This is a genomic window from Mycobacterium sp. NGS17 (genome assembly GCF_059813205.1).
This window is the reverse complement of sequence record NZ_JCALED010000008.1, coordinates 239,515-266,407: the sequence shown is the minus strand read 5'-3', so window position 1 is coordinate 266,407 and position 26,893 is coordinate 239,515. Positions and strand designations below refer to the sequence as shown.

Here is a 26,893-nt window from a genome sequence, read left to right as displayed (position 1 = left end):
GGCGGGATACGCTGCCGCGATGGACGATCTCGCCTTCGCAGGCGCGGCTGCACACGCGCGCATGCTCGCCGACGGTGAACTGACCGCGCCGGAGTTGCTCGAGGTCTACCTGGAGCGGATCGCGAGGCTGGACGCCCAGCTGCGCTGCTACCGAGTGGTGCTCGCCGACCAGGCTCGGTATGAGGCCGCGGCGGCGCAGGAGCGCCTTGATGCGGGCGAGCGGCTGCCGCTGCTCGGGGTGCCCATCGCGATCAAAGACGATGTCGACGTCGCCGGCCAGGTGACGACGTTCGGCAGCGGCGGTCACCGGCCCGCCGTCACCTCCGATGCGGAGGTGGTCCGCCGGTTGCGTACCGCTGGCGCGGTGATCATCGGCAAGACCAATGTGCCCGAGCTCATGATGCTGCCCTACACGGAGTCGACATCCTTCGGAGCCACCCGTAATCCGTGGAATCTCACCCGCACTCCGGGCGGCAGTAGCGGCGGCAGTGCCGCCGCGGTCGCTGCCGGATTGGCTTCCCTGGCATTGGGATCCGATGGGGGCGGGTCGATTCGCATCCCGGCGACCTGGTGCGGTCTGTTCGGCCTGAAGCCACAACGCGATCGCGTGTCGCTGGAGCCGCACGACGACGCCTGGTACGGGCTGAGCGTCAACGGCCCGATCGCGCGAACGGTGATGGACGCCGCCGTCTTCCTGGATGCGACGTCTACGCTGCCCGGTCCCGAAGGCGAGTTCGTGAGTGCGGCGGGCCGCAGTCCCGGCCGGTTGCGAATTGCGTTGAGCACCAAGGTTCCAACCCCGCTGCCGGTCAGGGTCGGCAAGGCGGAGTTGACGGCGGTCGACCAGGCCGGCGCCTTGCTTCGCGACCTCGGCCATGACGTCATCACCGCCGACCCCGAATATCCGATTTCGACGATGGTCACCAACTATCTGCCCCGCTATTTGCGCGGTATCTGCGACGACGCGGACGCCCTCGCCCACCCGGAGTGGTTGGAACCGCGCACCCGCACCATGGCCCGCTTGGGGTCTTTCTTCTCCGACAGGCGAATGGAGGCCATCCGGGCGAACGAGGGCGCCGTCGTCTCGCGGATTCAGGCGATCTTCGACGATGTCGACGTCGTCGTCACCCCCGGGACCGCGACAGGCCCGTCCCGGATCGGTGCGTATCAACGCCGCGGCGCTGTTTCGACGCTGCTCAGGGTGGGACAGTACGTTCCCTACCAACAGGTTTGGAACCTGACCGGACAGCCCGCGGCAGTGGTGCCGTGGGACTTCGACGCGGACGGCCTGCCGATGTCGGTCCAACTCGTCGGCAAGCCATCCGACGAAGCGACCCTGTTGTCGCTGTCGGCGCAGATCGAAGCGGCTCGCCCGTGGGCCCTTCACCGGCCGCCAGTGTCCTAAGCCGAGCTCGCGATCACGCGCTGGGTCTATGGGCGGTGACCCGCTTCGCCCGGCTGCGCCGCGCTCGCGATCACGCGCTGGGTCTATGGGCGGTGACCCGCTTCGCCCGGCTGCGCCGCGCTCGCGATCACGCGCCAGGCCGCCAGCTTGGCACCCGACCGCATCGCATTGGCCGGGCTCGTCGACGGCAGGCGCTCATACCGGATCCGATCGGGCGCCTCCGCCAGCCGAGCGAATAGGCCGGCGGCCTTGGCTCCGTTGAAGTACACCGTCGTAATGGTCGGGTGCTGCGCGAACAACTCATCAAAATCGTTGCTAGTCAAACTCTTTGGCTCGATCGCCGAGTCCGCACTGCCGACCCGCCGGCACGCGTGAAGCACATCCCAAAGCGCGACACCATGGGATTGCAGGGCCGCCACCCGTCTGTCGTAGGGTGCGGTCGCGTCGAAGCCGAACAGCTCACCGGTGATTGCCCAGAACGCATTGCGGGGATTGGCGTAGTACTGGCCCGCCGCCAGTGATTGCGCGCTGGGAAACGAACCCAGGATCAGCGTCCTGGCGCGCTCATCGACGACCGGCGGGAACCCCCGCAGCAGCGGTGTGCTCATCACCTCACATCATCGCTTGCCCGCGTTGTACGTTTGCGAAGTGCAGGACGGGACCGACGACAATATCGACGAACTGCTGCAGGGACTCGAGGGGAGCGCACGCACCGAACGGGCCGAGCTTGTGAAATGGCTGTTAGAGCAGGGCGTGACCGCCGACGAGATCCGCGCGACGAATCCGCCCCTGCTGCTGGCCACGCGCCACCTCATCGGCGACGACGGCACCTACGTGTCCACCCGCGAGATCAGCGAGTCCCACGGCATCGACCTTGGGCTCTTGCAACGCGTGCAACGCGCAATCGGCCTGGTCCGCGTGGACGACCCCGACGCCGCGGTCCACATGCGCGCCGACGGTCAAGCCGCCGCCTTCACCCAACGGTTCGTGGAGCTGGGACTGGATCCCGAACAGCTGGTTCTGGTAGTCCGGGTGCTGGCCGAGGGCCTGTCGCGGGCGGCTGAGGTCATGCGGTACACGGCGCTTTCGGCGATCATGCGGCCTGGTGCCAGCGAGCTCGAAATCGCCAAGGGTTCAAAGGCTTTGGTGACCGAGATCGCGCCCCTGCTGGGCCCGATGATCGAGCACATGTTGTTCATGCAGTTGCGGCACATGATGGAGACCGAGGCGGTCAATGCCGCCGAGCGCGCGGCCGGTAAGCCACTTCCCGGAGCCCGCCAGATCACCGTCGCGTTCGCGGACCTGGTCGGCTTCACGAAGATCGGCGAGGCGGTGTCGCCCGAGGAGCTTGGGCACCTGGCCAATCGGCTGGCGATCCTCGCGCGGGACATGACCGTGCCTCCCGTGCGCTTCATCAAGACCATCGGTGATGCGGTGATGTTCGTCTGCCCCGATCCGCTGCCGTTGCTCGACGTCATCCTCAAACTCGTCGAAGCCGTCGACACCGACAACGACTTTCCCCGATTGCGAGCGGGGTTGGCCTCCGGCATGGCGGTGAGCCGGGCCGGAGACTGGTTCGGCAGTCCGGTCAACGTGGCAAGCCGCGTCACCAATGTGGCGCGCCCAGGCACCGTCCTGGTCGCGGATTCGGTCTGGGACGACATCGGCGACAACGGTCAGTTCTCCGCGTCGTTCGCCGGCGCCCGTCACCTCAAGGGCATCAAGAACGAGGTGAAACTCTTTCGCGTCCGGCGGGGCAACGGCGACTGACGAGACGGCGTCCAGCCGGCCAACGGCGTTCACACATGGGCAGGCCCGGCGCGACTCCAGGGGGCGTCTGACTCCGTCTTACGCGTGTCCTACGCGGCCGGATTCCTACCCCGTGTTCCGGCACTTCGAATTGGTCGCTTCCGGGCCTGCTTCGCCACCCAAATTTACGCCGTCGAACAGCCCAGATCAACGGGTTTCCCCGGTCGGCTTCTGTCCTCGGGACGCCCCTTGACCGGGAAGCGAACCGCCCGAGGCGGCTGCTTCTCTGGTCCGTTGTTCGCCGCCGGTGAAACGCTGTTTCCCTAACGTTGTAATGGTGTAATCATGTAATCATGAAAGCTCATCACGCACATAGGCGCTACGGCCGGCCCGGGGGCTGGCAGCAAGCCCAGCAGCCCGACGCCAGCGACGCCGCGGAATGGTTCGCCGGACGTCTTCCGGATGGTTGGTTCGACGGCGACCCCACGGTGGTCGTGGACCGCGAAGAAATCACCGTCATCGGGAAGCTCCCGGATCCGGCGAGCACCGAAAGCGAAGCGAGCGAGGCCCGTGCGGCCGGGCGAGCTTCACGGTTCCGCGAGGACACCCGGTCCGAGCGAATGCACATCGCCGACGAAGCGCAAGATCGATACGGTCGCAAGGTTTCCTGGGGTGTGGAGGTCGGCTCCAAGACGGGCACCGAGCGAATTCTGTTCACCCACATCGCCGTTCCGGTCATGACGCGGCTGAAGCAGCCCGAACGCCAGGTGCTGGACACGTTGGTCGATGCCGGTGTGGCCCGCTCCCGCGCCGACGCCCTCGCGTGGTCGGTGAAACTGGTCGGTGAACACGCCGACGAGTGGCTGGCCAAATTGCGCGACGCGATGTCGGCGGTCGACGACCTCCGCGCGCAGGGGCCTGACCTTCAGTCGTGACCGAGCCGCCGCCGTAGCGGCGCGGCCGGTCAGCCTTCCGGCTTCTCGGCGTCGATCTTGGTGACGATCTTGTCGGCGATCTGGCCGCCCTGGTCGCTGATGTGGTACCCGCACGCGTTGATGTCGACGACCACGTTGTTGGCCACGCTGAGCGCGCGCTGGCACTCCCAGCCGTCCGCGGCCTCCTGGGTGTCCATCAGGGTTATTTTCGGTGGAGCGCCCTGAACCTGGGCGAACGTCCACCGATAGGTCTTGTTCTTGTTGGTGACGGTCACCGTTTTTCCGGCGCAGCCCTTCCATTTCTCCGCGGAGTTCTCGACGAAGCTTTTGGCCTTGTCGGCGGACGGGAACAACACGACGGCCTGGTTGACCCAGTGATCGTAGTTATCGCCCGCCTCCGAAGACACCAGTCCGCTCACCGCCGAGTAACCGGTGCCCGCATAGACCGGATCCTGGGTGGTGTAGAGCGCGCCCTGGCAGTCGGGCACGGACACCGTCACCGAGGAGGTATCCGTCGACGTGATCGGTTTGCCCGGCTGCATCGATGACGAGCCCATCACGGTGTTGACATCGGCGGGGCTGAGCAGCAGTCCGCTGAGGCGTTCGGGACCCAGCGGCGCGGCCTGGGGTGGTTCCGGTTTGGGCCGAACCACCAGCCAGATACCCACCCCACTCGCGATGACCACGAGCACCACGGCGACGGCCGCAACGATGGGCCAGACATTGCGGTGCGGCTTGGGCGCGGGCTGACCCCAGGGCGTCGAGCTGGTGAACTGTTGCGGGCCGCCCCAATTGGCATTGCCGCCTTGGTAATAGGGCGGCGCGGGCTGTCCGGCCGACGGGATCGGGCCGCTGGTGGGGGTCCACGATTGCGCGCTCTGCGACGGTATCGGACCGGAAGTGGCCGCCGACGGCGGATCGAATGGCGATGGCGGCGGGGTGTTGAACGTGGGCTGGTACGCCGGCGGAGGCGCCGCGGCGGCGTGGGCCTGCGCGCCGGGGAATTCCGCGGTGGGCAGTGCGGCTTCCTGGCTGCGGCGCAAGATGGTGGCGGCGCGGTCTTGATCGGGGTTGCTGAGCGCTTCCTTGGCGGCCAGGGCCAAGTCGCCCGCGCTGGCGTAGCGGTCCTCAGGCTTTTTGGCCATGCCGCGGGCGATCACCGCGTCGAAGGCCTTGGGGACGCCCGGGCGCTGCTCGCTGGGCGCGGGGATGGGGTCCATCATGTGGGCGGAGACCAGGACGCCCGCGCTGTCGGCCCGATAGGGCGGGGATCCGGTCAAGCACTCGAACAGCACGCAGGCCAGTGCGTAGATGTCGGCACGGTAGGTGACTTCTGCGTCGGAAAACCGTTCTGGCGCCATGTATTTCCAGGTGCCGACCGCGGTGCCGAGCTGCGTGAGCTTCTCGTCGGTGGTGGCGCTGGCGATGCCGAAGTCGACCAGGTAGGCGAAGTCGTCGCGGGTGACCAGAATGTTCTGCGGTTTGATGTCGCGGTGCATCACCCCGGCGGCGTGGGCGGCGTCGAGCGCGGAGGCGATCTGGGTGATGATGGCGACCGCGCGGGGTGGGGTCAGCGGGCCGAAGCGTTTGAGCACGCTGTCCAGGTCGGTGCCCTCGACCAAGCGCATCTCCAGAAACATCTGGCCGTCGATCTCGCCGTAGTCGTGCACCGGCACCACGTGCGGTTCCTGCAAACGACCGGCGGTGCGGGCTTCGCGCTTCAACCGCTCGCGAAACACCGGGTCTCTGCTGAAGCTTTCGGAGAGAAGTTTGACCGCAACCGTCCACTCCTTGACGGTGTGTTCGGCCTCGTAGACCTCACCCATGCCACCGCGGCCCAGCAGCCGCTTTAGGTGGTAAGGGCCGAACATCGACCCCGCCCGTGAGGACTGCTCGTCACTCATTCCTCATCCTTCCAACCCAACCCCTGGCCCGCCGGTCTCATCCGAGACTTTGCGGACCGACACATGATCGCAACCGTGACTGAGCAATCATGACGGTAAGCGCGCAGGCGTCCCACCGCACGATAACGGGAACAATTGCCGCTCGTGTCAGCGCGGGTCGGCTTGCCGGGGGCTATCCCTCGTCGCCGTTGTCAGCGGCGATCTGGAAGGTGAACACGCGGTCGCAGATGCGGACGCGGTCGCCGTCTTGCAAGGTCGCGGCCGAGCGGATTCGTTGGTCCTGCACGTGCACGCCGTTGGAGGACCGCAGGTCGTCGATGATGTAACCGGTTCCGGTATCGACGATGACGGCGTGGTGGCGACTCACCTTGGGGGAGTCCAGGACGATGTCGTTGTCGCCAAGCCGCCCAATCGTTGTCGACCCGTGCAGCGGATACCGGCGGCCGGACGGCTCGTGCAGATAAGCGACGGCTTTGTTGTCTGACGTGTATTGCTCGAGCACGGTGATCTCGACGGCCGCGGTCGTCATGGCGTTCTTCTTGGCGTCCAGCGGTTCTTGGCGCAGGATCCGGTCATTGAGGGTCCGCAAATTCTGGCCCGGGTCGATTCCGAGGTCATCGGCAAGCGACTTCTGCACGCGGCGGTAGGCCGCCAGCGCATCGGATTGGCGATCGGTGAGGTAGTAGGCGGTCATCAACTGAGCCCACAGCTGCTCGCGGTAAGGATGTTCTGCCGTCAGGGCTTCCAATTCGGCGATCACGGTAGCGGCGCGTCCGCAGGCGATTTCGGCCTCGGCTTGCGCCGTGTGGGCCAGCACCTTCTCCTCGATGAGGGAAGTGGTGAAGGCGTTGACGAAACGGAAGTCTTCCAGGTCGGCGAGCACCGGGCCGCGCCATTCGGCCAGGGCGGCCGACAGGTGCCGGCTGGCCTGCTCGAAGCGGCCCGCGGCTATCGCGTGCACGCCGGCGGTCTTTTCGGCGGTGAAGCGGTCGAGATCGCAGGCGTCATTGGGGATATTGAGCCGATAACCCGGCGGCGCCGCGAACAACACCGTGCGCGAGTCGACGCCGGCGCCGGTCAGCAGCTTGCGCAGGTTGGACACGTACGAGTGAATGCTGGCTCGCGCGCCCGACGGCGGCGACTCGTCCCAGAGCGCGGTGATGAGCCGGTCGACGCCGACCGGGCTGTTGCGGTTGATCAGCAGCATGGCCAGCACCGCCCGCTGTTTGGGCGTGCCCAACGGCACCACAGCACCGTCAACGCTCATCTGTAACGGTCCGAGCAGGCCGAAGTCGAGACGTTCGTCCGCCATCGCGCTTACCAGCCTTTCCCAGTACGCGGCGTCGGATGCCATGAGGTCACTTGTGTGATTGTGACGCCAAGTGCGCGGATTCGTTGACGATCCCGGCAAACCACCGTGCTGAAATGTGTTCTGACGCAGCGTGAAGCGCGAGTTTGCTCCAGTGCCTGTTGATCGCCTAGGCGGGCTGGCCGGAGAATTGCGGGCAGTAGGCGTTGGTCGCCGCGGCCACCAGGCCGGCCGCCTGCGGGGGAGTCAGGTTGGTGTGGCGGAAGATCTGGACGGTGACGGCGGTCGGGGTCTGTCCGGCGGCCAGTTCGGTGCACACCTGGTGGCCCGCTCGCACGGCGGCTTGCGTCGACGGGAAAGTGACGCCGAGGCTTTGCATCTGGCCCAGGAACGCCTGATCGGCGGTCTGAACTGACATCGCTGCTGCGGTGCCGGCCATGCCGACGGCCCCAAGCCCGATGGCGGCGGTGCCGATGGCGGTGCTGGCCATTGTGATGATGCGGCGGGAGAACATTGCTGCCACCCCTTTCAAGTGCGTTACCGAGTAGGACGATCCCAGGGTTTCGTTTGTTCCGTGGTGTCTTCTCAATAACTTCTCGGTAGCGATCGCGACCGCTTATCATTTGCTTTTCTCCGGGCGCCCGCCGACGCGCGGCGTTACGCCTGAGTCATCGCGTAGTACGCGCCGTGGCGCGCCAGCAGCTCGGCGTGATTGCCCTGTTCGACAATCCGGCCGGCCTCGACCACCAAGATCCGGTCGGCATCGCGGATCGTCGAAAGCCGGTGCGCGATGAGGAAACTCGTGCGATCACGACGCAGCTCACACATCGCGTGCTGGATAAGCGCCTCGGTGCGGGTATCGACCGAACTGGTTGCCTCGTCGAGGATCAACAATTGCGGCCGCGCGAGAAATGCCCGCGCGATGGTGATCAGTTGCTTTTCCCCGGCGCTGATGTTGCCGCCGTCGCCGCTGATTCGGGTCTCATAGCCGGCCGGTAACGTTCGCACAAAACGGTCGACGTAGGCGGCCTTGGCGGCGTCGAGAACCTCGTCCTCGCCGGCGTCGGGGCGACCGTAGGCGATGTTCTCCGCGATCGTCCCTTCGAAAAGCCAGGTGTCTTGGAGCACCATGCCGATTCGCGACCGCAACGACTGGCGGTCCATCGTGGTGATGTCGACACCGTCGAGCAGGATCTGGCCCGCGTCGACGTCGTAGAACCGCATCAGCAGGTTCACCAGCGTGGTCTTGCCCGCCCCAGTCGGACCGACGATCGCCACCGTGCTGCCAGGTTCGGCGACCAAGGACAGGTCCTCGATCACCGGGGTGCCCGGGCGGTAGGCGAAGCTCACGTGGACGAATTCCACGCGGCCACCCGGCTGCGGGGTGCTCGCCGGGCCCGGTTGGGCGAGGGGCGCCGGGGATTCCTCGGGTTCGTCGAGCAGCGTGAAGACGCGTTCGGCGCTGGCGGCCCCGGATTGCAGGGTGTTGTACATCCCGGCCAACTGGTTCAGGGGTGAATTGAATTGCCGCACATACTGAATGAACGCCTGGATGTTACCCAGGGTGATCTGGCCCGTGGCGACCTGCAGACCGCCCACCACGGCGACGGCGACGTAGCCGAGGTTGCCGATGAATGTCGTCGCCGGCCCCACCAGCCCGGAGAAGAATTGAGCGCCGAAGCTCGCGTCGTAGACGTCTTCGTTGAGGGCGCGGAATTGCTCGCGCGCCGCGGCCTGGTGGCCGAACGTGGTGACCACGGTGAAACCGCTGTAGGTCTCCTCGATGTGGGCGTTGAGGCGGCCGATGCTGGTCCACTGTGCGACGAACAGCCGTTGGGAACGTCGCGCGATCGCCCGCGTCGCCAACAATGACAACGGCACCGTCAACACCGTGATCACCACCAGCAGCGGCGAGATGGAGAGCATCATCGCCAGCACCGCCACCACGGTCAGCACCGCTGTCAGCAGCTGGCTGATCGTCATCGACAACGACGATTGGATGTTGTCGATGTCGTTGGTGACGCGGCTCAGCACTTCACCACGCTGACGTCCGTCGAAATAGGACAGCGGCAACCGGTGAATCTTGTCCTCGACATCGGCACGCAGCGCCACCATGGTGCGCTGCACGGTGACGTTGAGCAGCCGGGCCTGCGCCCAAATCAGCACCGCGGAAACAAGATAAAGGCCCAGAGCCAGCGCCAGGGTCCGGGCGACAGCACCGAAGTCCACGCCGTGGCCGGGCACCACGTTCATTCCCGACAACAAGTCGGCGAAAGTGTTGGCGCCTCGGCTGCGTGCGGCGGCGACGGCCTGCGCCTTGGTGATTCCGGCCGGGAGCTGACGCCCGATGACGCCGTTGAACAGCAAATCGGTGGCATGCCCCAGGATTCGCGGGACGACCACCCCGATCGCCGTGCCGGTGATTCCCAACGTGATCACCGCGACGCACAGCCGCCGTTGCGGCGCAAGTTGTTTCACCAGGCGCGCGGACGAGCCCCAGAAGTCACGCGAACGGGTGGCGGGTGCGGCCCGACTGGCTGCCGCGCGGGTCACGGCGTGCCCCCGGCTTGGCCCGAGCGCACGGCACCGACCGACTGCGAGTCGGCGAATTCGGCGTAAGTAGTGCAGTCGGTCAGCAGTGATTCGTGCGTGCCCGCGCCCACCAGGTTCCCTTTGTCGATCACGATCACCTGGTCGACTTTCGCCGCGATGGAGATACGTTGGGTGACAACGATGATGGTGGCATTGCCGGCAGCCTCCTGCAGCGAGGCGCGGACACGGGCGTCGGTACGCGCGTCGAGCGCGGCGAACGAGTCGTCGAATAAGTAGATCGCCGGGCGGCGGATCACCGCCCGGGCGATCGCGAGCCGTTGCCGCTGCCCGCCAGAGAAGTTGATGCCGCCTTGCGCCACGCGCATGTGTAGCCCGTCATCGTGGGCTCGCACGAAATCGTCTGCGGCGGCTACCCGCAACGCTTCCCACATCTGTTCGTCGGTGACTTGCTGGTGCGGTACGGCGCCGTAGCGCAGGTTGTCGGCAACCGTGCCGGCAAACAGGTAGCCGCGCTGGGGCACCAGCCCGATCGCCGACCACAACCGCTCGGTCCGGTAATCGCGGACGTCGATGCCGTCGACCGTGACGGCTCCGCCGGTGACGTCGTAGAGCCGGCAGATCAGCGAGACCAGCGTCGACTTGCCCGAGCCGGTGCTGCCGACGATGGCGGTGGTGGTGCCGGGCAGCGCGGTCAGGGAAATGCCCTGCAGCACTGGCCGATCGGCGCCAGGATAGGTGAACGTCGCGCCGGCCAAACGCACCGTTCCGGTGATCGCGCCGCGCGGGGATCGCGGATTCGGGGGATCGGTGACGGCGGGGGATGTGGCAAGTACCTCGGTGATCCGCTCGGCGCAGACGGCGGCCCGCGGCAACACCACCAGCGTCATCGTCGCCATCAACACCGCCATCAGGATCTGGGTGAAGTAGGCCAGGAAGGCGGTCAATGAGCCGACCTGCATCTGGCCGCGGTCGATTCGCAACCCGCCGAACCAGATCAGCGCGACGCTGGACACGTTGATCGTCAGTGTCGTGACGGGCAGCATCAACGCCTGCAAGTTGCCCGCCGTCAGGGCGGTCGTCGACAACGCGGTGTTGGCGCGAGCGAAGCGGTCACGCTCGAAATCTTCGCGGGCGAACGCCCGGACCACCCGGACGCCGGCCAGCTGGTCGCGCATCACCCGGTTGATGCCGTCGATCAGGCCCTGCATGCGGCGCAACAGGGGCAGCATGCGCGACATCACCAGGTAGTTGGCGACCGCCATGATCGGCACGCTGACCAACAGCAGCCACGTCAGCGCCGCCTCCTGGCGGACGGCCATGAAGATCCCGCCGAGGCACATGATCGGAGCCGTCACCAGCACCGTGCCGGTGATCTGGACCAGGTATTGGATCTGCCGCACGTCGTTGGTGCTGCGCGTCAGCAGCGTCGGAGCTCCGAATCGGGCGGTCTCGGGCTCGGAAAAGGTGGTGACGTGTTCGAACACCGCGGCCCGCAGGTCGCGTCCGAAGCCCATCCCGGTGCGCGAGCCGAAATAGACCGCTCCGACCGAGCACAACACCTGCAACGCGGTGACCCCGAGCATCACCATGCCGAGCCGGACGATCGTGGCGGTGTCGCCCTTCGCAACGCCCTGGTCGATGATGGCGGCGTTGACCGTCGGCAGATACAGCGACGCGAGGTTGCTGATCAGCTGCAGCGCCATCAGCACCGCTACCAGCCGGCGATACGGCTGGATGTACTGGCGCAGCAGTGCCAGGAGCATTGGGTAACTGTCGCATACCGTCCGCCCGGGCGTCCCGGCCAACCGCCGGACCGTCGAAGTCCGCGCCACACTTGTTGGCGGCTTCGAATTACCTGCTCAGGCGCGTCGGTGGTTGACCCGCTGGGCTGCCGCTACAGTGCATCGTGTGGACCAGCAGCGGGTGGAACGGAAGCAGGGTAGCGGTGCGGCGTGACACGAGGGCGCTGGCTCTTGTGGCGTCAGCATTGACGATCCTGATCTCCGCGCTCGCCGGCTGCTCGGATTCTGGCGGCAACAAACCGGGGGCGACGGCGTCGTCGACGCCGCAGAACGGCCAGGGCAGCCATGGTGCGATGTTCCCGCAATGCGGCGGCATCAGCGACCAGACCGTAGCGGAGCTCACCAAGGTCAGCGGACTGATCAACACCGCCCGCAACTCCGTCGGGTGCCAGTGGCTCGCGGGCGGCGGCATCCTCGGGCCGCACTTCTCCTTCTCCTGGTATCGCGGTAGCCCCATCGGACGCGAACGCAAGACCGAGGAACTCTCGCGTGCCAGCGTCGATGACATCAACATCAACGGCCACGGCGGTTTCATCGCTGTCGGCAACGAGCCCAACCTGGGCGACTCGCTGTGCGAGGTCGGCATTCAGTTCCAAGACGACTTTATTGAATGGTCAATCAGTTTCAGCCAGAAGCCGTTCCCGCCGCCGTGCGACATCGCGAAAGAATTGGCCCGTCAATCGATTGCGAACTCGAAATGATGGGCGCGATGCGCGCCGAATCGCGCAGCGGAAGGACCGCCCGCATTGCCGCGGCGGTAGTGATCGCCGCGTTGCTGGTGTTGACCGGCTGTTCCCGCTCGATTGGCGGCAACGCGGTCAAGGCGGGTGGCAATATGCCCCGCAACAACAACTCCCAGCAGCAGTATCCGAACCTGCTCAAGGAATGCGAGGTCTTGACCAGTGACATCCTGGCCAAGACCGTGGGTGCGGACCCGCTCGACATTCAGAGCACGTTCGTTGGTGCGATCTGTCGCTGGCAGGCGGCCAACCCAGCAGGCCTGATCGACATCACCCGGTTCTGGTTCGAGCAGGGCAGCCTGTCCAACGAGCGCAAGGTCGCCGAATTCTTGAAGTACAAGATCGAGACGCGTTCGATCGCCGGCATCGACTCGATCGTGATGCGGCCCGACGACGCGAACGGTGCGTGCGGCGTGGCCAGCGACGCGGCCGGGGTGGTCGGATGGTGGATCAACCCGCAGGCGCCGGGCATCGACGCGTGCGGGCAGGCCATCAAGCTGATGGAGCTGACGCTGGCCACCAACTCCTGATCGCGGCTCAGCGCGGCACCTCGAACCTCAGCGCGGAACCGCGAAGTCGATCAGCGTCGCCACGCCCAGTTCCAACGCTTTCCACGCGCTCGGCACGGTGAGCACCGCGATCGCCGACGTCGGAAACTTGGCCGTAATTCGTTCGGCTGCAGTGGAATTCGTACCTTCGGCATGACCGAGTCCCAGCGCCAGCGCCGACATCGTTGGTTCGTGCCCGATGACCAGCAGCGTGCCGACGGCGTCGTCCACCGTGTTGATCTCGTCGATGACCGTGCCCGGCGTGGTCGCATACAGGCGATCGCTGTATCGCACCGGCGCATCGATGCGGGTGTTCCGTAACGTCTCGCGGGTGCGTGTCGCAGTGGAGCACAACACGCCGTCGATGGCGGGGGCGTTCGCGCGCAGCCAGTCGCCGGCCAGTCCGGCCTGCCGGATGCCGCGGGGCGCCAACGGTCGATCGTGGTCGGCGACGCCGGGCGGGTAATCGGACTTCGCATGCCGCATCAGCAGCAGGGTGCGCTGGCCAGTCACGAGCAATCAGAGTAATTCAGTGCGGCGGCACATCGTTGTCATCACCATCGCCGTCGAGCAGCTTTTCCGGATGGTGGAAGGTGTTGGTTCGGGGTCGGCCCCGTTCGAGGTGCGGAGGTGGAATCCATTGGGTATCGCCTTTGGCGTTTTTGCGGGTCATCCAGCCGCCGGGTCGTAGGAGGCGGTGATGGGGTCCGCAGGCGAAGGTGAGGTCGTTGATGTCGGTGGTGTGGCAGGTGGCGTAGTCGGTGACGTGGTGGACTTCGCTGTAGTAGCCGGGCACGGTGCAGCCGGGGGCGCTACAGCCGCGGTCCTTGGCGTACAACACGATTCGCTGGCCCGGTGAAGCGAGTCGTTTGGTGTGATACAGCGCCAGCGCCTTGCCCTTGTCGAAGACCGCCAAATAGTGGTGGGCGTGGCGGGCCAGGCGGATCACATCGCTCATCGGCAAGAGGGTGCCGCCACCGGTCAGGCCGCGCCCGGCGGCGGCCTCGAGCTCTTGGAGTGTGGTGGTGACGATGATGGAGGCCGGTAAGCCGTTGTGCTGCCCGAGTTCTCCGGATGCCAAGATGCCGCGCAGTGCTGCGTTGAGTCCGTCGTGGTTGCGCTGGGCCGCCGATCGCGGGTCGTGTTCGATGGCCTCTTGGGTGGGTGCGCCGTCGATGCAGGGGGTGTCGTCGAGGGGGTTGCACATGCCCGGCGCGGCGAGTTTGGCCAAGACGGCTTCCAGGGTGGCGCGGGCCTCGGGGGTCAGCCAGCCGCGCAGCGCTGACATGCCGTCGGCTTGCTGGTTGCCCAGCATCAGGCCGCGCTGACGCGCCCGGTCCTCGTCGCGGTAGGTGCCGTCGGGATTGAGGCAGTCGGCGAGCGTCTTGGCCAGCGCCGCCAGTTGTTCTGGCCGAAACCGGCTGCCCTCCTTGGCCAACCGCGCCTCGGCCTGCTCGCGGGTGGCGGCGTCCACCCAGCCGGGCAGGCGGTGGTAGAACGTGCGGATCACCGCCACCTGGCCCGCGCCCAGCGTGCCGTCGCGTTGGGCCGCGGCGGTGGCGGCCAGGGCGGGTGGGATCGGTTCGCCGGTCAGGCCGTGGCGCGGGCCCAGGTCGCGTGCCTCGCTGATGCGTCGGTTGGCTTCGGTGCGGCTGATCAGGGTGGCCTCGGCGATGGCATGGGCCACTGTGCCGCCGAGCTCGAGGGAGGGGGCTTGGCGGGCCAGGGAATTGATCAGTGGATGCTCGACGGCCGGGATGCGCCGGCGTTGCTGTTCGCAGCGCTGTAACACCGCCAGCAGTTGGCGCGAGTTGAGCGCGTCGAGGTTCAGCGCGCAGGCGCGATCCCAGGCGGCATCGAGCGCGTCGAACACCGCGTCGACATCCTGCTGATCACTCACACCGCCAAACTAGCCACGCCCACCGACAAAAGCCGGGCCCGAATCGCCATAGATTCACACTCGCGCAATTCATTTGGAATTCGTGACCGCCCCCGCTCGACGCGCGGCACAGGCCCAGGCCGATCTCGCGAGATTCTCTGACCAAGACCTGCCGACCGAGGTCCCGCGTCTTGTCGGTGCGCAGACCTAAACTCGCGATGCCCTGGTAAACACACACTTCGAAGGGGGGTCAAGCGGGCATGCGATTTCTGCACACAGCCGACTGGCAGCTGGGCATGACCAGGCACTTCCTCGCCGGTGACGCGCAGCCGCGCTATTCGGCGGCGCGCCGCGACGCGGTCGCCGGTCTGGGCGCGCTGGCCGCCGAAGTCGGCGCCGAGTTCGTCGTGGTTTCGGGTGATGTCTTCGAACACAATCAGCTTTCGTCCAAGGTGATCGGGCAGTCGCTGGAAGCCATGCGCGCCATCGGAATTCCGGTGTACCTGTTGCCGGGCAACCACGACCCCCTGGACGCCTCATCGGTGTACACCAGCACACTGTTCACCGCCGAGCGTCCCGAAAACGTCGTTGTGCTCGATCGGGCCGGCGTGCATCAGGTGCGTCCCGGGCTGGAGATCGTCGCCGCGCCGTGGCGGTCGAAGGTGCCGACCACCGACCTGGTCGCCGACGTCCTCGACGACCTGCCCGCAGCCGCAGTTACCCGCATCCTCGTCGCGCACGGCGGTGTCGACGTCCTGGATCCCGATCGGGACAAGCCCTCGCTGATCCGGCTGGCAAAGGTCGACGACGCGCTGAGCCGCGGCGCGGTGCACTATGTGGCGCTGGGGGACAAGCACTCACTGACCCAGGTTGGCGACAGCGGCCGGGTTTGGTACTCCGGCTCCCCGGAAGTCACCAACTTCGACGACGTCGAATCGGATCCCGGTCATGTTCTGATCGTCGACATCGACGAGGCCGACCCCCAGCGGGCCGTCGCCGTCACGCCGCGGCACATTGGCAGCTGGCGGTTCGTCACGATGCACCGACAGGTCGACACCAGCCGCGACATCGCCGACCTCGACATGAACCTCGACCTGATGACCGAGAAGGACCGGATGGTGGTTCGCCTGGCGCTGACCGGTTCACTGACGGTCACCGACCGCGCCGCGCTCGATTCCTGCCTGGACAAATACGCGCGCCTGTTCGCCCACCTGCGCACGTGGGACAGCCACACGCAGCTGGCGGTGATGCCGGCCGACGGCGAATTCAGCGATCTCGGCATCGGAGGTTTCGCCGCCGCGGCGGTCGAAGAGTTAGTGGCGACGGCGCGCCAGGAGGACTCCGCGACCGCCGTCGACGCGCAGGCGGCGCTGGCGTTACTGCTGCGTCTCACCGACCGGGGCGTGGCGTGAAGCTGCACCGGCTGACCCTGACCAACTACCGCGGCATTGCGCACCGCCAAATCGACTTCCCCGACCACGGCGTCGTGGTGGTGTGCGGCGCCAACGAGATCGGCAAGTCGTCGATGATCGAAGCCCTGGACCTGCTCCTGGAAGCACGTGACCGCTCGACGAAGAAGGAAGTCAAGCAGGTCAAGCCGACCCACAGCGATGTGGGCTCGGAGGTGTCCGCAGAAATCAGTTGCGGCCCTTACCGTTTCGTATACCGCAAGCGCTTTCACAAGAAGTGCGAGACGGAGCTGACGGTAATCCGGCCGTGCCGCGAACAGCTGACCGGCGACGAAGCCCACGAACGGGTCCGCGCGATGCTGGCCGAAACGGTTGACAGCGACCTCTGGCACGCCCAGCGGGTTCTGCAGTCGGCCTCGACGGCTGCGGTGGACTTGTCCGGGTGCGACGCGCTCTCTCGAGCGCTTGACGTGGCCGCCGGAGACAGCGGGGGGCTTTGCGGCACCGAGCCTTTGCTCATCGAACGCATCGATGCGGAGTACGCGCGCTACTTCACGCCGACCGGACGGCCGACGGGCGAATGGGCGGCCGCGATCACCCGGCTGGCCGACGCCGAGGCCGCGGTCGCCGAGTGTGCGGCCGCCGTCGCCGAGGTCGACGACCGGGTAGCTCGCCATGCCGTGTTGACCGACCAGGTGGCCGACTTCTCGGAACGCCAAATCGCCGTCGCGCCGCGGCTTGCCGCCGCGCAGGGGGCCGCCGACGAAATCGCGGCGCTGGCCGCGCAGCGGCGCGAAGCTGAGCTTGTCGCCGAGGCCAGTGCCGCCACCGCGGCGGCGGCCAACGGCGCCCACACCGCACGCCGGCAACTGCTCACCGAAATCGACGCGCGCGCCGGCGCCGTGGCCGAAATGCAAACGCAGGCGAGGGAAGCCGACGAAGCCCAGGCCGCGGCCCATGCGGAGGCCGAAGCGGCCGGCGCCGCCCTGCAACGGGCCACCGAGGCCCTTGCCGAGCTGCAACTCCGGACCGAATCGGCGCGATGCAAGGTCGACCAGCTCGCCAACCGCGAAGAGGCCGACCGGTTGACCGCCCGGCTAGCCAAGATCGACGCCATCGAGCGGGATCGCGTGCGGGTCTGCGCCGAGCTCAGCACCATCGCCGTCACGGAGGCGGTGCTGCGACGAATCGAGGACGCCGCGGCCGCCGTCGACCGCACCGGCGACCAGCTGGCGCTCACCTCGGCGGCCATCGAATTCAGCGCTGCAGCAGACATTCAACTGGTCGTCGGCGGCCGGGAGATCTCGCTGCGGGCCGGACAAAGCTGGTCGATAACCGCCGCCGGGCCTACCGCGGTGGAGGTTCCCGGCGTCCTGACCGCCAAAGTCACGCCGGGCGCGACCACGCTGGACGTGCACACCAAACATGCTGTGGCACAAGAGGAATTGGCCGCGGCGCTGGCGGCCGGTGAGGTGAGCGACCTCGCCGCGGCGCGATCCGCCGATCAGCGTCGCCGCGAGCTGCAGAGCACCCGTGATCGGCTCGCCGCGACGCTGGCCGGCCTGTGCGGTGACGAACAGGTTGACGCGCTGCGGTCGCGGCTGGTGCAGCTGCGTGACGACCTCGCCGGGACCGAACCCGTTCTCACGGATATCGACGCCGCCCGCGCCGAACTCGCCGCGCTCCTGCAGGCCCAGGCGGGCGCATCGAGCGAATGCGAGGCCCACCGCCAGGCCGCCACCGCAGCCGCGGCCGGTCTGGCTGAATTGTCAACGCGGGCAACGGTTCTACAGAACACATTGGATACTCAGCGCGCGGAGCTGGACGCCGCTTCCGAGCGGCTGGCGGCCGAACGCTCCTCGGCCGGTGACGACGAGCTCGCGGCCTCTTCGGCTACGGCGATGGCCGCGGCGGAGGCCGCGCGACAACGCGTCACCGAACTCGCCGACGCGCTGGCCGCGGCCGCGCCCGATGCGGTCGCGCGCGAATTGGCCGATGCCAAGAGGGAAGCCGACTCGGTGCGCGAGTGCTACGAGGAAGCCGCCCGCGCGCTGCGTGAGGTCACCATCGAACTCTCGGTGTTCGGCGGTGAGGGACGCCAAGGCAAGCTCGACGCCGCCCAGATCGAACGCGAGCACGCCGCCGCCGAACACAGCCAGGTAGGTGGCCGCGCGCGGGCTGCGCAGCTGCTGCGCTCGGTCATGACGCGCCACCGCGACACCACCAGGCAGCGTTACGTCGAGCCCTACCGCGCGGAACTGCAGAGGCTCGGCCGCCCGGTGTTCGGCCCGAGTTTCGAGGTCGACATCGATAGCGACTTGTGCATCCGCAGCCGCACCCTGAATGGCATCACGGTGCCGTACGAATCCTTATCGGGTGGCGCGAAGGAGCAGCTCGGCATCTTGGCGCGGCTGGCCGGCGCCGCCCTGGTCGCCAAGGAGGACGCCGTCCCCGTGGTGGTCGACGACGCGCTCGGTTTCACCGACCCGGACCGGTTGACCAAGATGGGGGAGCTGTTCGACACCGTGGGAACCCACGGGCAGGTGATCGTGCTCACCTGTAGCCCCGATCGCTACGACGGTGTCAAGGGCGCGCACCGGATCGTGCTCAGCGCTTAGCCGTGGTGGCCGCCCGCCGGCCGGTGCCGCTGGTCAGGTCGATTCAGTGCGGCGCGCTGTCGCCTTGCCTGCAGAATGGGCTCATGGTGGATCCACGCTGATGACGATGAACGCGAAGCGCAGCCGGATACAGGAGAAGCTGGCGGAACTGCCGGGCGTACGGCCGGTGCGCCGGCCGATCTCCCCGCACAGTGCCGAAGAGTTCGATCTGTACTACGTTCGCGCGGGCCGCAAATCCGCCCAACCGCTGGTCATCATTCCCGGGGGGCCGGGAGTCGCCTCGGTGCAGATGTACAAAGGGCTGCGGCGGCGCGCCGCGGCGTCCGGTCTCGACGTCATCATGATCGAGCACCGCGGGGTGGGCATGTCGCGCCACGACGATTCGGGCGGCGATCTGCCGCCGCAATCGATGACCGTGAACCAGGTGGTCGACGATGTGGTCGCGGTGCTCGACGACGCCCAAGCCGAGTCGGCCGTCATCTACGGGGCGTCCTACGGCACCTACATCGCGGCGGGGGTGGGGGTGCGGCATCCGCGCCGGGTGCGCGGCATGGTGCTTGATTCACCGCTGCTGTCGCGGCACGACATAGTCATCGTGCGCCGCGCGATCCGCCGGTTGCTGCTGAAGGGCGACAGCCCCGAAACCGCTTCGGTAGCACCGAAAATGCGCAAACTCGTTGACGCAGGCGCCATGGATGCGGCGGCAACACAGGTCGTCGCGACGATCTACGGCTATGGCGGAACCGACCTGCTCGAGCGGCAACTCGACCTACTCCTCGATGGCCGAAAATTGCTGTGGTGGGCGCTGTCCCGGTTCAACACCCTGAGCAACCTGCCTTTCCGGTACGAAGAGGATCTGGTGAGCCGCATTGCGTTTCGCGAGCTGGACTATGCGGCCGAACCCGACGGCTTACCACTCGATCCCGCGGTCGCCGAAAGCCGGGCACGCACGCACCGGGTGACTTTCGAGGACGAGCCCTATGACCTGCCGGCCGAGATGCCGAAATTCGACTGGCCCACCGCGGTGGTCTCTGGAGGCCGTGACCTGATCACCCCGCCGGCCGTCGCGCAACGTGCCGCGTCGCTGCTGCCCAATGCGGTGCTGCTGAGCTTGCCGAACATGGCACACAGCGCGCTGGACTTCCGTGAGCCCGTGGCGCTGGCCAGTGCCGACGCGGTTCGGCGAGGTGACCTCAATGGTCTTGCGGCACAGGCATCGGCGTTGGACGCGCTGCCGCCGCGGCCAGAGGTGCAGCTGCTGTGGAAGGCGCTCGGGGCGGCGGCGGTCATCGAGGGCGCCCTGCCGATCCCGAACCGCCTGCGGCGGCGGCTCAACTCCGCGTGAAACCGATGGCGGTGTAGTCGAGGTCGGCGAGACCGGCGGCGCCGAAATTGGCGAGCGAGCTGCGCACCGCGACATCACCGGGCGACTGGGTCAGCGGAAGGCTGAATCCCTGCGCCCAGATCATCTTGTCCAGATCGTTAGCCAATGCACGCGCCTTGGCCGGATCGAGTTCTTCGAGTGTGTTCTCGATGGCGGCGTCGATCTGCGCGCTGCCGATCTTGCCGAAATTGCTCTCCCCGTCGGACTTGTAGATCTGGGTCAGTGCCGAGAGCGGGAAAGCGTCTCCGAGCCAACCGAATTGGGCCATATCGAAATCGCCGACGTTAATGTAGTTGGTGAAGAAGCCATTGCCCGACCGGGAGACGAGTTCGAGCTTGACACCGATCTGGGCGAGGCTGTGCTGGGCGATCTGGGCGAACTGTCGGCTGCCCTGGGCGTCGTAGAACAAGTCGCGGATGACCAGCCGCCGGCCGTCCTTCTCGCGGAACTGCCCGACCCGCTTCCAGCCCAGCGCGTCAAGCTCTCGGTCGGCCGCGGCCGGATCATAGGGCAGGACCGAGCTGTTGTCCTGATAGCCCTGCTGCCCGGCGACATAGATGTGATTGCCCAGTGCCACAGGGTCACTGGTGAGCCCGTACTGGACGACCTTGGCGATGGTCTGCCGGTCGATCCCCTTGGCCACCGCGACGCGCAGCGCCTTGTCGGCCAGGATCGAACCCGGGGCGCCGTTGAACGTGAAGTGCGACCAGGCCGGGGCGGGCGCGCGCCGGATCGAGATTCCCTTGGTGCGCTGCGCGATGGTCAGCTGGTCGATCGTGCCGACTCCGGTGGCGTCGATCGTGTTGTTCTGTAAGGCGGGCAGCCGCGCGGCATCGTCCAGCACCAGGTAGGTGATGCTGTCCAGGCGGGGCCGCGCGCCCCACCATTTCGGGTTGCGGCTCAACACGATCCGCTGGGTGGTCCGATCCAGTGACGAGACGACGAAGGGGCCGGCCGACGGGCCGGGGCCCTCCAGTTGGCCCTTGTTGAACGCCTCTGCGGTGGCGGTCACGCTCTTGGGCAGCAGCATTCCGTTGCCGGCGAACATGCCGCGCCATTCGGCGTAGGGCTTGGCGAACGTCATGACGGCCTGGCGGTCGTCGACGCCGCGGGTCACCGACGCGACGCGGTCGGCACCGCTGGGCCCGGCGATCTCGAACGCCTTGTCGGCGCCGCTCAGGGCGTGGATCTGGCTGGCGATGTCCTCCCAGGTGATCGGCGTGCCGTCGGACCACACCGCCTTGGGGTTGATCGTGTACGTAACCACCTGCGGCGCAATGCCGGTGAGCTCGATGCTGGTGAAGTAGTCGGTGTCGACCGTCGTCGAGCCGTCGGGCCCGATGACGAACGCCCGGGGCAGGGTGGCCTTCATTATCGCGGAGACGTCGACCGAGTTGCCGTCGATATGCAAGACGTTGAAGTTCGGCGGAAATTCGGTCAGCGCCAGTCGCAGGTCGCCGCCGTCTCGCAGGGTGGCGGGGTCACGCGGGTTGACGTCGCTCGTCGCGCCGATCTGCGCGTTGTGGCCGGTCTCCGGAATCAAATTGACGGCCGGCGAACAGCCCGCGAGCGCAAGGGCCATCGCGAGAAGCACCGCGGCGACCCGCGCACCCTCCTTAACCGCCCGCCTAGGCACGTCTGCCCGGATCCGGTTGCGGCACCGCGTTCAGCAGCCGCCGAGTGTATTCGTGTTGCGGGTCGGCGAAGACCCGGCGGCTGTCGCCCTGCTCCACGATCGCGCCGGCATACATCACGACGACGTCGTGCGCCAGGTGTTTGACGACCGAAAGATCGTGGGAGACAAACAGATAGGAAAGACCCAATCGCTCCTGTAGGTCCAGGAGCAGGTTGATGATCCCCGCCTGAATGGACACGTCGAGCGCGGAGACCGGCTCGTCGAGTGCGAGGATCTTCGGTTGCAAAGCCAGCGCGCGGGCGATGCCGATGCGCTGCTTTTGCCCGCCGGAGAATTCGGCGGGGTAACGGACGGCGTCGGCACGACGCAGTCCCACGATGTCGAGCAGTTCGGCGACGCGCACTTTGGTACGCCCCTTGTCGAAACCGTTGGCCCGCAGGGGCTCCGCGAGCAGATCGAACACCGGTAGCCGTGGGTCGAGCGAAGCGACCGGGTCCTGAAATACGACCTGGATGTCGCGCCGCAGCGATCGCCTGCGCGAGGCGCTCAGCGCGGTGACATCGGTGCCCAGGACTTCGATCGAACCCGACTGCGGCCCGGCCAGTTCCAAGATCTCGTGCAGGGTGGTCGACTTGCCCGACCCGGATTCGCCGACGATGCCCAGGGTGCGGCCCTGCCGCAGTTCGAAACTGACGCCGTCGACGGCGTGAACCGCACCGGCGCTGCGGCGGAACACGCCTTTGGTCAGCCGATAGGTCTTTGTCAGATCACGCACCCGGACGACGACCGATGTGTCAGCGGGTTCCGCTTGCCGGGCTTCGGTGCTGACCCCGTAGATGTCCGCGGCGCTGCGCCCGTCGACCTCGTCGGTGCGGATGCAGGCGGCCCGGTGATCGGCCCCCACGGAAAGCAATACCGGCTCCTCGAGCCGGCATTCGTCGATGGCCAGCGGGCAGCGCGGAGCGAAGGGGCACCCAGTGTCCAGCGCCGCCAGCGATGGCGGCGCCCCGGGGATCGGCACCAAGCGGGTGCCCTGGGCGGCGTCGAGCCGCGGGACCGAACCCAGCAGCCCGACGGTGTAGGGCATTCGGCGATCCCGGTAAAGCGTTTGCACGTCGGCGGATTCGACAACCCGCCCGGCGTACATCACCAGGGCGCGGTCGGCGAATTCGGCGACGACGCCGAGGTCGTGCGTGATGATGAGCACCCCGGCGCCGGTGAGGTCGCGCGCCGTTTTGAGCACCTCGAGGATCTGCGCCTGCACCGTGACATCCAGAGCGGTGGTGGGTTCGTCGCAGATCAACAGGTCGGGGTCGTTGGCGATGGCGATCGCGATGACCACCCGTTGTCGTTCGCCGCCGGAGAGCTCATGCGGAAACGCGCGGGCTCGTCGCTCCGGCTGCGCGATTCCGACCAGCTCGAGCAATTCCACCGCCCGCCGGCGGGCGGCCTTCCCGCCCACCCGCGGCTGATGGATTTCGATCGCTTCGGCGATCTGGTCGCCGACGGTGTAGACGGGCGTCAGCGCCGACATCGGATCCTGGAAGACCATGCCGACCGTCTTGCCGCGAAACCGCGACATCGCGTCATCGCCGAGGCCCAGCAGTTCGGTGTCGTGCAACCGCACCGAGCCGCGCACCCGCGCGTACTCGGGCAACAGACCGATCGCCGCCATCGCCGAAACGGACTTCCCCGAACCGGATTCGCCGACCATCGCGACGACTTCTCCGGGTTCGATGTGGTAGCTGACACCGCGCACCGCGGAAACCGGCGTGCCACCCGTCGGGAAGGTGACCGCCAAGTCGGTCACCTCGAGCAGCGCGCTCATCGGCCGCCCCCGCCCAGCACCGCGCTGCCCGGGTCGAACGCATCCCGCAGGCCATCACCGGTGAGGTTGGCGCACACCAGGATCAGCACCAGCACGCCCGCGGGAAACAGAAACACCCAGGGAAAGGTGGTCGCCGATTGGGTGCCGTTGGCGATCAGCGTTCCCAGCGACACGTCCGGTGGCTGGATGCCGAAACCGAGGAAGCTCAGGCCGGTTTCGGCCAGGATGGCCGAGGCGACGTTGAGCGCGGCGTCGATGATCAAGATGGACGCCACGTTGGGCACCACGTGACCGATGATGATGCGGCGGCTGGACACCCCCATATACCTTGCGGCCCGGATGAATTCGCGTTCCCGCAGACTCATGGTCATGCCGCGCACCATGCGCGAGCTGACCATCCAGCCGAACCCGGCGAGCAGCAGGACCAGCATCAACACGTTGGCCGAGTTCTTGATTCGGGGTGTCACGATCGCGATGAGGATGAAGGCGGGCACCACCAGCAACAGGTCGACCACCCACATCAGCGCGCGGTCGCGCCAGCCGCCGAAATAGCCCGCGACCGACCCGACGGTGGCGGCGACGCCGGTGGAGATGACCGCGACGCAGACACCGATCAGCATCGACTTCTGCGTGCCGCGCAGGATCTGCGCCAGCAGGTCTTGACCCAGCGCGTTGGTGCCGAGCCAGTGGCGCGCGTTCGGCGGCTGCAGCAGGGCGGTGAAATCGAGATCGTCGTAGGAATAGGGCAACGCCGCGGGCAGGGCGTAACAACCGACGAACAGCAATACCAAGAACGTCAGCGATGCCACAGCGAACCTGTTTCGGGCAAACCTCCGAAGGACCAGGGTGCGGCGTGAGGTGAAGTCCGCGACTTCGTGACCCGAAAACCCGTGCGCGGCATCGACGTTCGGCTGGGACGTCATGACACCCGCACCCGCGGATCGAGGGCCGCGTAGAACACGTCCGACAGCAGGCCGGCCAGCAGCACCACCGCGCCGGAGAACACGGTGATCGCCGCGATGATGTTGGTGTCCTGCGTCGCGATGCCGGCCACCAGCCATTCGCCCATGCCGTGCCAGCCGAAGATCTTCTCCACGAACACCGCGCCGGTGACCAGGCCGGCCACGCCATAGGCGAACAGGGTGGCCAGCGGGATCAATGCGGTGCGCAGCCCGTGCTTGACCAGCGCCCGCCGGCGCGTGAGGCCCTTGGCGCGCGCCGTGCGAATGAAATCCTGGCCCAGGACGTCCAGCATCGCGTTGCGCTGGTAACGGCTGTATCCCGCCGCGGCGGCCAGCGCCAGGGTCAGGGACGGCAAGACCAGATGCCGCAACCGGTCGAGCAGTTGCGCGCCCGTCCCGCCGCTCACCCCCGGTGAGGTCTCGCCGGTGTAATCGAAGATGTGGATGCCCACGGCCCAGTTCACCCGCAGCGCGCCAAGGATCAGCAGGCTGGCGATCACGAATGTCGGCGTGCTGAGAACCAGCAGTGCCACCATGGTGACGACGCGATCGCTGAGTCGATACTGGCGGATGGCGCCCCACGCCCCGGCCGCTATGCCCAGCACGGTGCCCACCAGCGAACCGATGACCAGCAAGCGCAGGGTTACCCCGATGCGACGCCACAGCGTCGTCCCGACGGGCTGCCCGGTGACGGTCTTGCCGAAGTCCCCGCGCAGGGCGTGCGACGCCCAATGCGCGTAGCGGATCGGTATCGGCTCATCCAGACCCAGCGTGTGGGCCTTGGCGTCGATCACGGCTTGTGGCGGGCGCGGATTGCGCTGCAACAGGCTGTCCAGAGGCCTGAAGGCCACCGACGTCAGGCAAAACGTCAGAAACGATGCCAGCGCCAGCAGCACAACGTAGTTGAGCAACCGGCGTGCCAGGAACCGAGTCATGTCCGCCCGCACACCCCACGTCGCATTGGGACAGGCTATCGATCCCGCAGCACAGCGTCGTCCCGCGGCGCGCGGGGCATTGGTCTCGCCTTCGGATCCGGTTGATTCTCATGCGTGAATCGCGTGTGATCGGTTGTTAGGATCCACCGCGGTGCGAGCCGTGCAGCAAACGCAGCACGGCTCAGGCCGCGACCGTGTGAGGGAGGCCTGCGTGACGGTTACCGATGAATACCTGGCCAACAACGCCGATTATGCGAGCACTTTCGAGGGCCCGCTGCCGATGCCGCCGGGCAAACATGTCGCGGTCGTCGCGTGCATGGATGCCCGCCTCGACGTCTACCGCATCCTCGGACTGGGCGAGGGAGAGGCCCACGTCATCCGCAACGCCGGCGGAGTCGTCACCGACGACGTCGTCCGCTCGTTGGCCATCAGCCAGCGCCTGCTGGGAACGCGGGAGATCATCCTGATCCACCACACCGATTGCGGCATGCTCACCTTCACCGACGACGACTTCAAGCGCAGCATCCAGGAGGAGACCGGGGTCAAGCCGCCATGGGCGGCAGAGGCTTTCGGCGACCTCGCCGAAGACGTCCGGCAGTCGCTGCGCCGCATCGAGGGCAGCCCGTTCGTCACCAAGCACGTCTCCGCGCGCGGATTCGTCTTCGATGTGGCCACCGGCAAGCTCAACGAGGTCACGCTCTAGGGCTCAGCCGAGCCCTTTTCGCCGAGCGTGTTGTCACGGCGAAAAATCGGCCGGAATCTCGCCCTGAGCGCACGCTCGACGACGCGTCGGCTCGAGGCTGCTGCCCGCGGGCTCAGCCGACCTTGTAGGTCGCCAGCGCCTTGGCGACAAGTGTGCCCTGGGCGTCGACGATCTCGGCTTCGCAATTGACCAAGGACCGGCCGCGCCGCAACACCCGGCCGACGCCGATCAGGTCGGTGGCCCGGGCCGGCGCCATGAAGTCCAGCGCGATCGACACCGTGACGCCCCGCAGCTCGGGAGGGGCCTGCGCGCCGCACCATGCCGCCGCCATGACGGTGAGATCGGCGAGCGTGGCGATGGCGCCGCCGTGGACCATGTCGCCGATGGTCACGTTGGAAGGGTCCCAGGGCAGCCGGAGCCGCACTTCGTCCTCTTCCAGCCGGTCGGCGACGATGCCCAGCTTGACGACGAACGGGGACTGCGGGAGGAATTGCGCGATGACGTCACGGCCGCTCGGCGCGGAGGGGGAGGCTGGCATCCGTCCATGTTTGCGCACCCCCATCCGGGCGCAAAAGTGTCGTCGTGGCCCTTGGC

General features: G+C 67.2%; 20 protein-coding genes and 1 pseudogene. 9 read left to right on the top strand and 12 right to left on the bottom strand.

Annotated features, from left to right (window positions below):
• The first annotated feature begins 19 nt into the window (after window positions 1–19).
• On the top strand, window positions 20–1,405 hold the full coding sequence (locus AC5Y7E_RS18960) for an amidase (protein ID WP_499950287.1): 1,386 nt from the start codon (window positions 20–22) through the stop codon (window positions 1,403–1,405).
• 83 nt (window positions 1,406–1,488) lie between these two features.
• On the opposite strand, the gene AC5Y7E_RS18955 is transcribed toward AC5Y7E_RS18960, so the two are convergent.
• Entirely contained in the window at window positions 1,489–2,013 is a 525-nt protein-coding gene (locus AC5Y7E_RS18955; protein ID WP_499950286.1) for a DNA-deoxyinosine glycosylase, read from the bottom strand.
• A gap of 40 nt (window positions 2,014–2,053) precedes the next feature.
• Between AC5Y7E_RS18955 and AC5Y7E_RS18950 the strand changes: the two genes are divergently transcribed.
• Window positions 2,054–3,175, top strand: coding sequence for an adenylate/guanylate cyclase domain-containing protein (locus AC5Y7E_RS18950; protein WP_499950285.1), 1,122 nt, complete (start codon window positions 2,054–2,056; stop codon window positions 3,173–3,175).
• 332 nt (window positions 3,176–3,507) lie between these two features.
• Window positions 3,508–4,089: an ATP-binding transcription factor AbmR gene (gene abmR / locus AC5Y7E_RS18945; RefSeq protein WP_499921161.1), complete on the top strand. Its 582-nt coding sequence runs from the start codon at window positions 3,508–3,510 to the stop codon at window positions 4,087–4,089.
• A gap of 29 nt (window positions 4,090–4,118) precedes the next feature.
• On the opposite strand, the gene AC5Y7E_RS18940 is transcribed toward abmR, so the two are convergent.
• The 5 genes from AC5Y7E_RS18940 to AC5Y7E_RS18920 all read right to left on the bottom strand — a co-directional run bounded on the left by AC5Y7E_RS18940 (window position 4,119) and on the right by AC5Y7E_RS18920 (window position 11,618).
• Entirely contained in the window at window positions 4,119–5,993 is a 1,875-nt protein-coding gene (locus AC5Y7E_RS18940) for a serine/threonine-protein kinase PknH/PknJ (RefSeq protein ID WP_499950283.1), read from the bottom strand.
• A 172-nt stretch (window positions 5,994–6,165) separates the two neighbouring features.
• A complete protein-coding gene (locus AC5Y7E_RS18935; protein WP_499921165.1) occupies window positions 6,166–7,347 on the bottom strand; it encodes a BTAD domain-containing putative transcriptional regulator in 1,182 nt (393 codons plus the stop codon).
• 124 nt (window positions 7,348–7,471) lie between these two features.
• Window positions 7,472–7,816 carry a DUF732 domain-containing protein gene (locus tag AC5Y7E_RS18930; RefSeq protein WP_499921167.1) on the bottom strand — a complete coding sequence of 115 codons (345 nt, stop codon included), beginning with the start codon at window positions 7,814–7,816 and terminating at the stop codon, window positions 7,472–7,474.
• A gap of 143 nt (window positions 7,817–7,959) precedes the next feature.
• Window positions 7,960–9,855 (bottom strand): ABC transporter ATP-binding protein, encoded by a 1,896-nt coding sequence (locus AC5Y7E_RS18925; protein ID WP_499921169.1) that lies wholly within the window; start codon window positions 9,853–9,855, stop codon window positions 7,960–7,962.
• Window positions 9,852–11,618, bottom strand: a complete 1,767-nt coding sequence (locus AC5Y7E_RS18920) for an ABC transporter ATP-binding protein (protein WP_499921171.1) — start codon at window positions 11,616–11,618, stop codon at window positions 9,852–9,854. The genes AC5Y7E_RS18925 and AC5Y7E_RS18920 overlap by 4 nt, the downstream gene beginning before the upstream one ends.
• Before the next feature lie 182 nt (window positions 11,619–11,800).
• Here AC5Y7E_RS18920 and AC5Y7E_RS18915 point away from each other — a divergent pair, with 182 nt between their 5' ends.
• Complete coding sequence (locus tag AC5Y7E_RS18915; protein WP_499921173.1) at window positions 11,801–12,358, top strand: DUF3558 domain-containing protein; 558 nt, start codon at window positions 11,801–11,803, stop codon at window positions 12,356–12,358.
• An 8-nt stretch (window positions 12,359–12,366) separates the two neighbouring features.
• On the top strand, window positions 12,367–12,927 hold the full coding sequence (locus tag AC5Y7E_RS18910; RefSeq protein WP_499921175.1) for a DUF3558 domain-containing protein: 561 nt from the start codon (window positions 12,367–12,369) through the stop codon (window positions 12,925–12,927).
• Window positions 12,928–12,954: 27 nt separating this feature from the next.
• On the opposite strand, the gene AC5Y7E_RS18905 is transcribed toward AC5Y7E_RS18910, so the two are convergent.
• On the bottom strand, window positions 12,955–13,458 hold the full coding sequence (locus AC5Y7E_RS18905; RefSeq protein ID WP_499921177.1) for a SixA phosphatase family protein: 504 nt from the start codon (window positions 13,456–13,458) through the stop codon (window positions 12,955–12,957).
• A gap of 16 nt (window positions 13,459–13,474) precedes the next feature.
• Window positions 13,475–14,845, bottom strand: coding sequence for an HNH endonuclease signature motif containing protein (locus AC5Y7E_RS18900; RefSeq protein WP_499921179.1), 1,371 nt, complete (start codon window positions 14,843–14,845; stop codon window positions 13,475–13,477).
• Between the two features lie 239 nt (window positions 14,846–15,084).
• On the opposite strand from AC5Y7E_RS18900, the gene AC5Y7E_RS18895 reads away from it, so the two are divergent.
• From AC5Y7E_RS18895 to AC5Y7E_RS18885, 3 genes are all read left to right on the top strand, one after another.
• Entirely contained in the window at window positions 15,085–16,236 is a 1,152-nt protein-coding gene (locus tag AC5Y7E_RS18895) for a metallophosphoesterase family protein (protein WP_499921180.1), read from the top strand.
• A complete protein-coding gene (locus AC5Y7E_RS18890) occupies window positions 16,233–18,851 on the top strand; it encodes an AAA family ATPase (RefSeq protein ID WP_499921182.1) in 2,619 nt (872 codons plus the stop codon). The genes AC5Y7E_RS18895 and AC5Y7E_RS18890 overlap by 4 nt, the downstream gene beginning before the upstream one ends.
• Window positions 18,852–18,951: 100 nt before the next feature.
• On the top strand, window positions 18,952–20,196 hold the full coding sequence (locus AC5Y7E_RS18885) for an alpha/beta hydrolase (protein WP_499921185.1): 1,245 nt from the start codon (window positions 18,952–18,954) through the stop codon (window positions 20,194–20,196).
• On the opposite strand, the pseudogene AC5Y7E_RS18880 reads toward AC5Y7E_RS18885, so the two are convergent.
• The 3 genes and pseudogenes from AC5Y7E_RS18880 to AC5Y7E_RS18870 form a co-directional block, all read right to left on the bottom strand.
• A pseudogene (locus AC5Y7E_RS18880) lies at window positions 20,183–23,699 on the bottom strand (dipeptide ABC transporter ATP-binding protein). The gene AC5Y7E_RS18885 and the pseudogene AC5Y7E_RS18880 overlap by 14 nt on opposite strands.
• The gene (locus AC5Y7E_RS18875) at window positions 23,696–24,622 is read right to left on the bottom strand and encodes an ABC transporter permease (protein ID WP_499921187.1); all 927 of its coding nucleotides are present in this window, start codon (window positions 24,620–24,622) and stop codon (window positions 23,696–23,698) included. The pseudogene AC5Y7E_RS18880 and the gene AC5Y7E_RS18875 overlap by 4 nt, the downstream one beginning before the upstream one ends.
• Window positions 24,619–25,596 (bottom strand): ABC transporter permease, encoded by a 978-nt coding sequence (locus tag AC5Y7E_RS18870; protein ID WP_499921190.1) that lies wholly within the window; start codon window positions 25,594–25,596, stop codon window positions 24,619–24,621. Before AC5Y7E_RS18870 ends, AC5Y7E_RS18875 begins: the two co-directional genes overlap by 4 nt.
• Window positions 25,597–25,807: 211 nt before the next feature.
• On the opposite strand from AC5Y7E_RS18870, the gene AC5Y7E_RS18865 reads away from it, so the two are divergent.
• On the top strand, window positions 25,808–26,299 hold the full coding sequence (locus AC5Y7E_RS18865) for a beta-class carbonic anhydrase (RefSeq protein WP_499921192.1): 492 nt from the start codon (window positions 25,808–25,810) through the stop codon (window positions 26,297–26,299).
• Window positions 26,300–26,411: 112 nt separating this feature from the next.
• Here the strand turns inward: AC5Y7E_RS18865 and AC5Y7E_RS18860 are convergent, their stop codons facing one another.
• Window positions 26,412–26,837 (bottom strand): PaaI family thioesterase, encoded by a 426-nt coding sequence (locus tag AC5Y7E_RS18860; RefSeq protein WP_499921194.1) that lies wholly within the window; start codon window positions 26,835–26,837, stop codon window positions 26,412–26,414.
• Window positions 26,838–26,893: the final 56 nt, after the last annotated feature.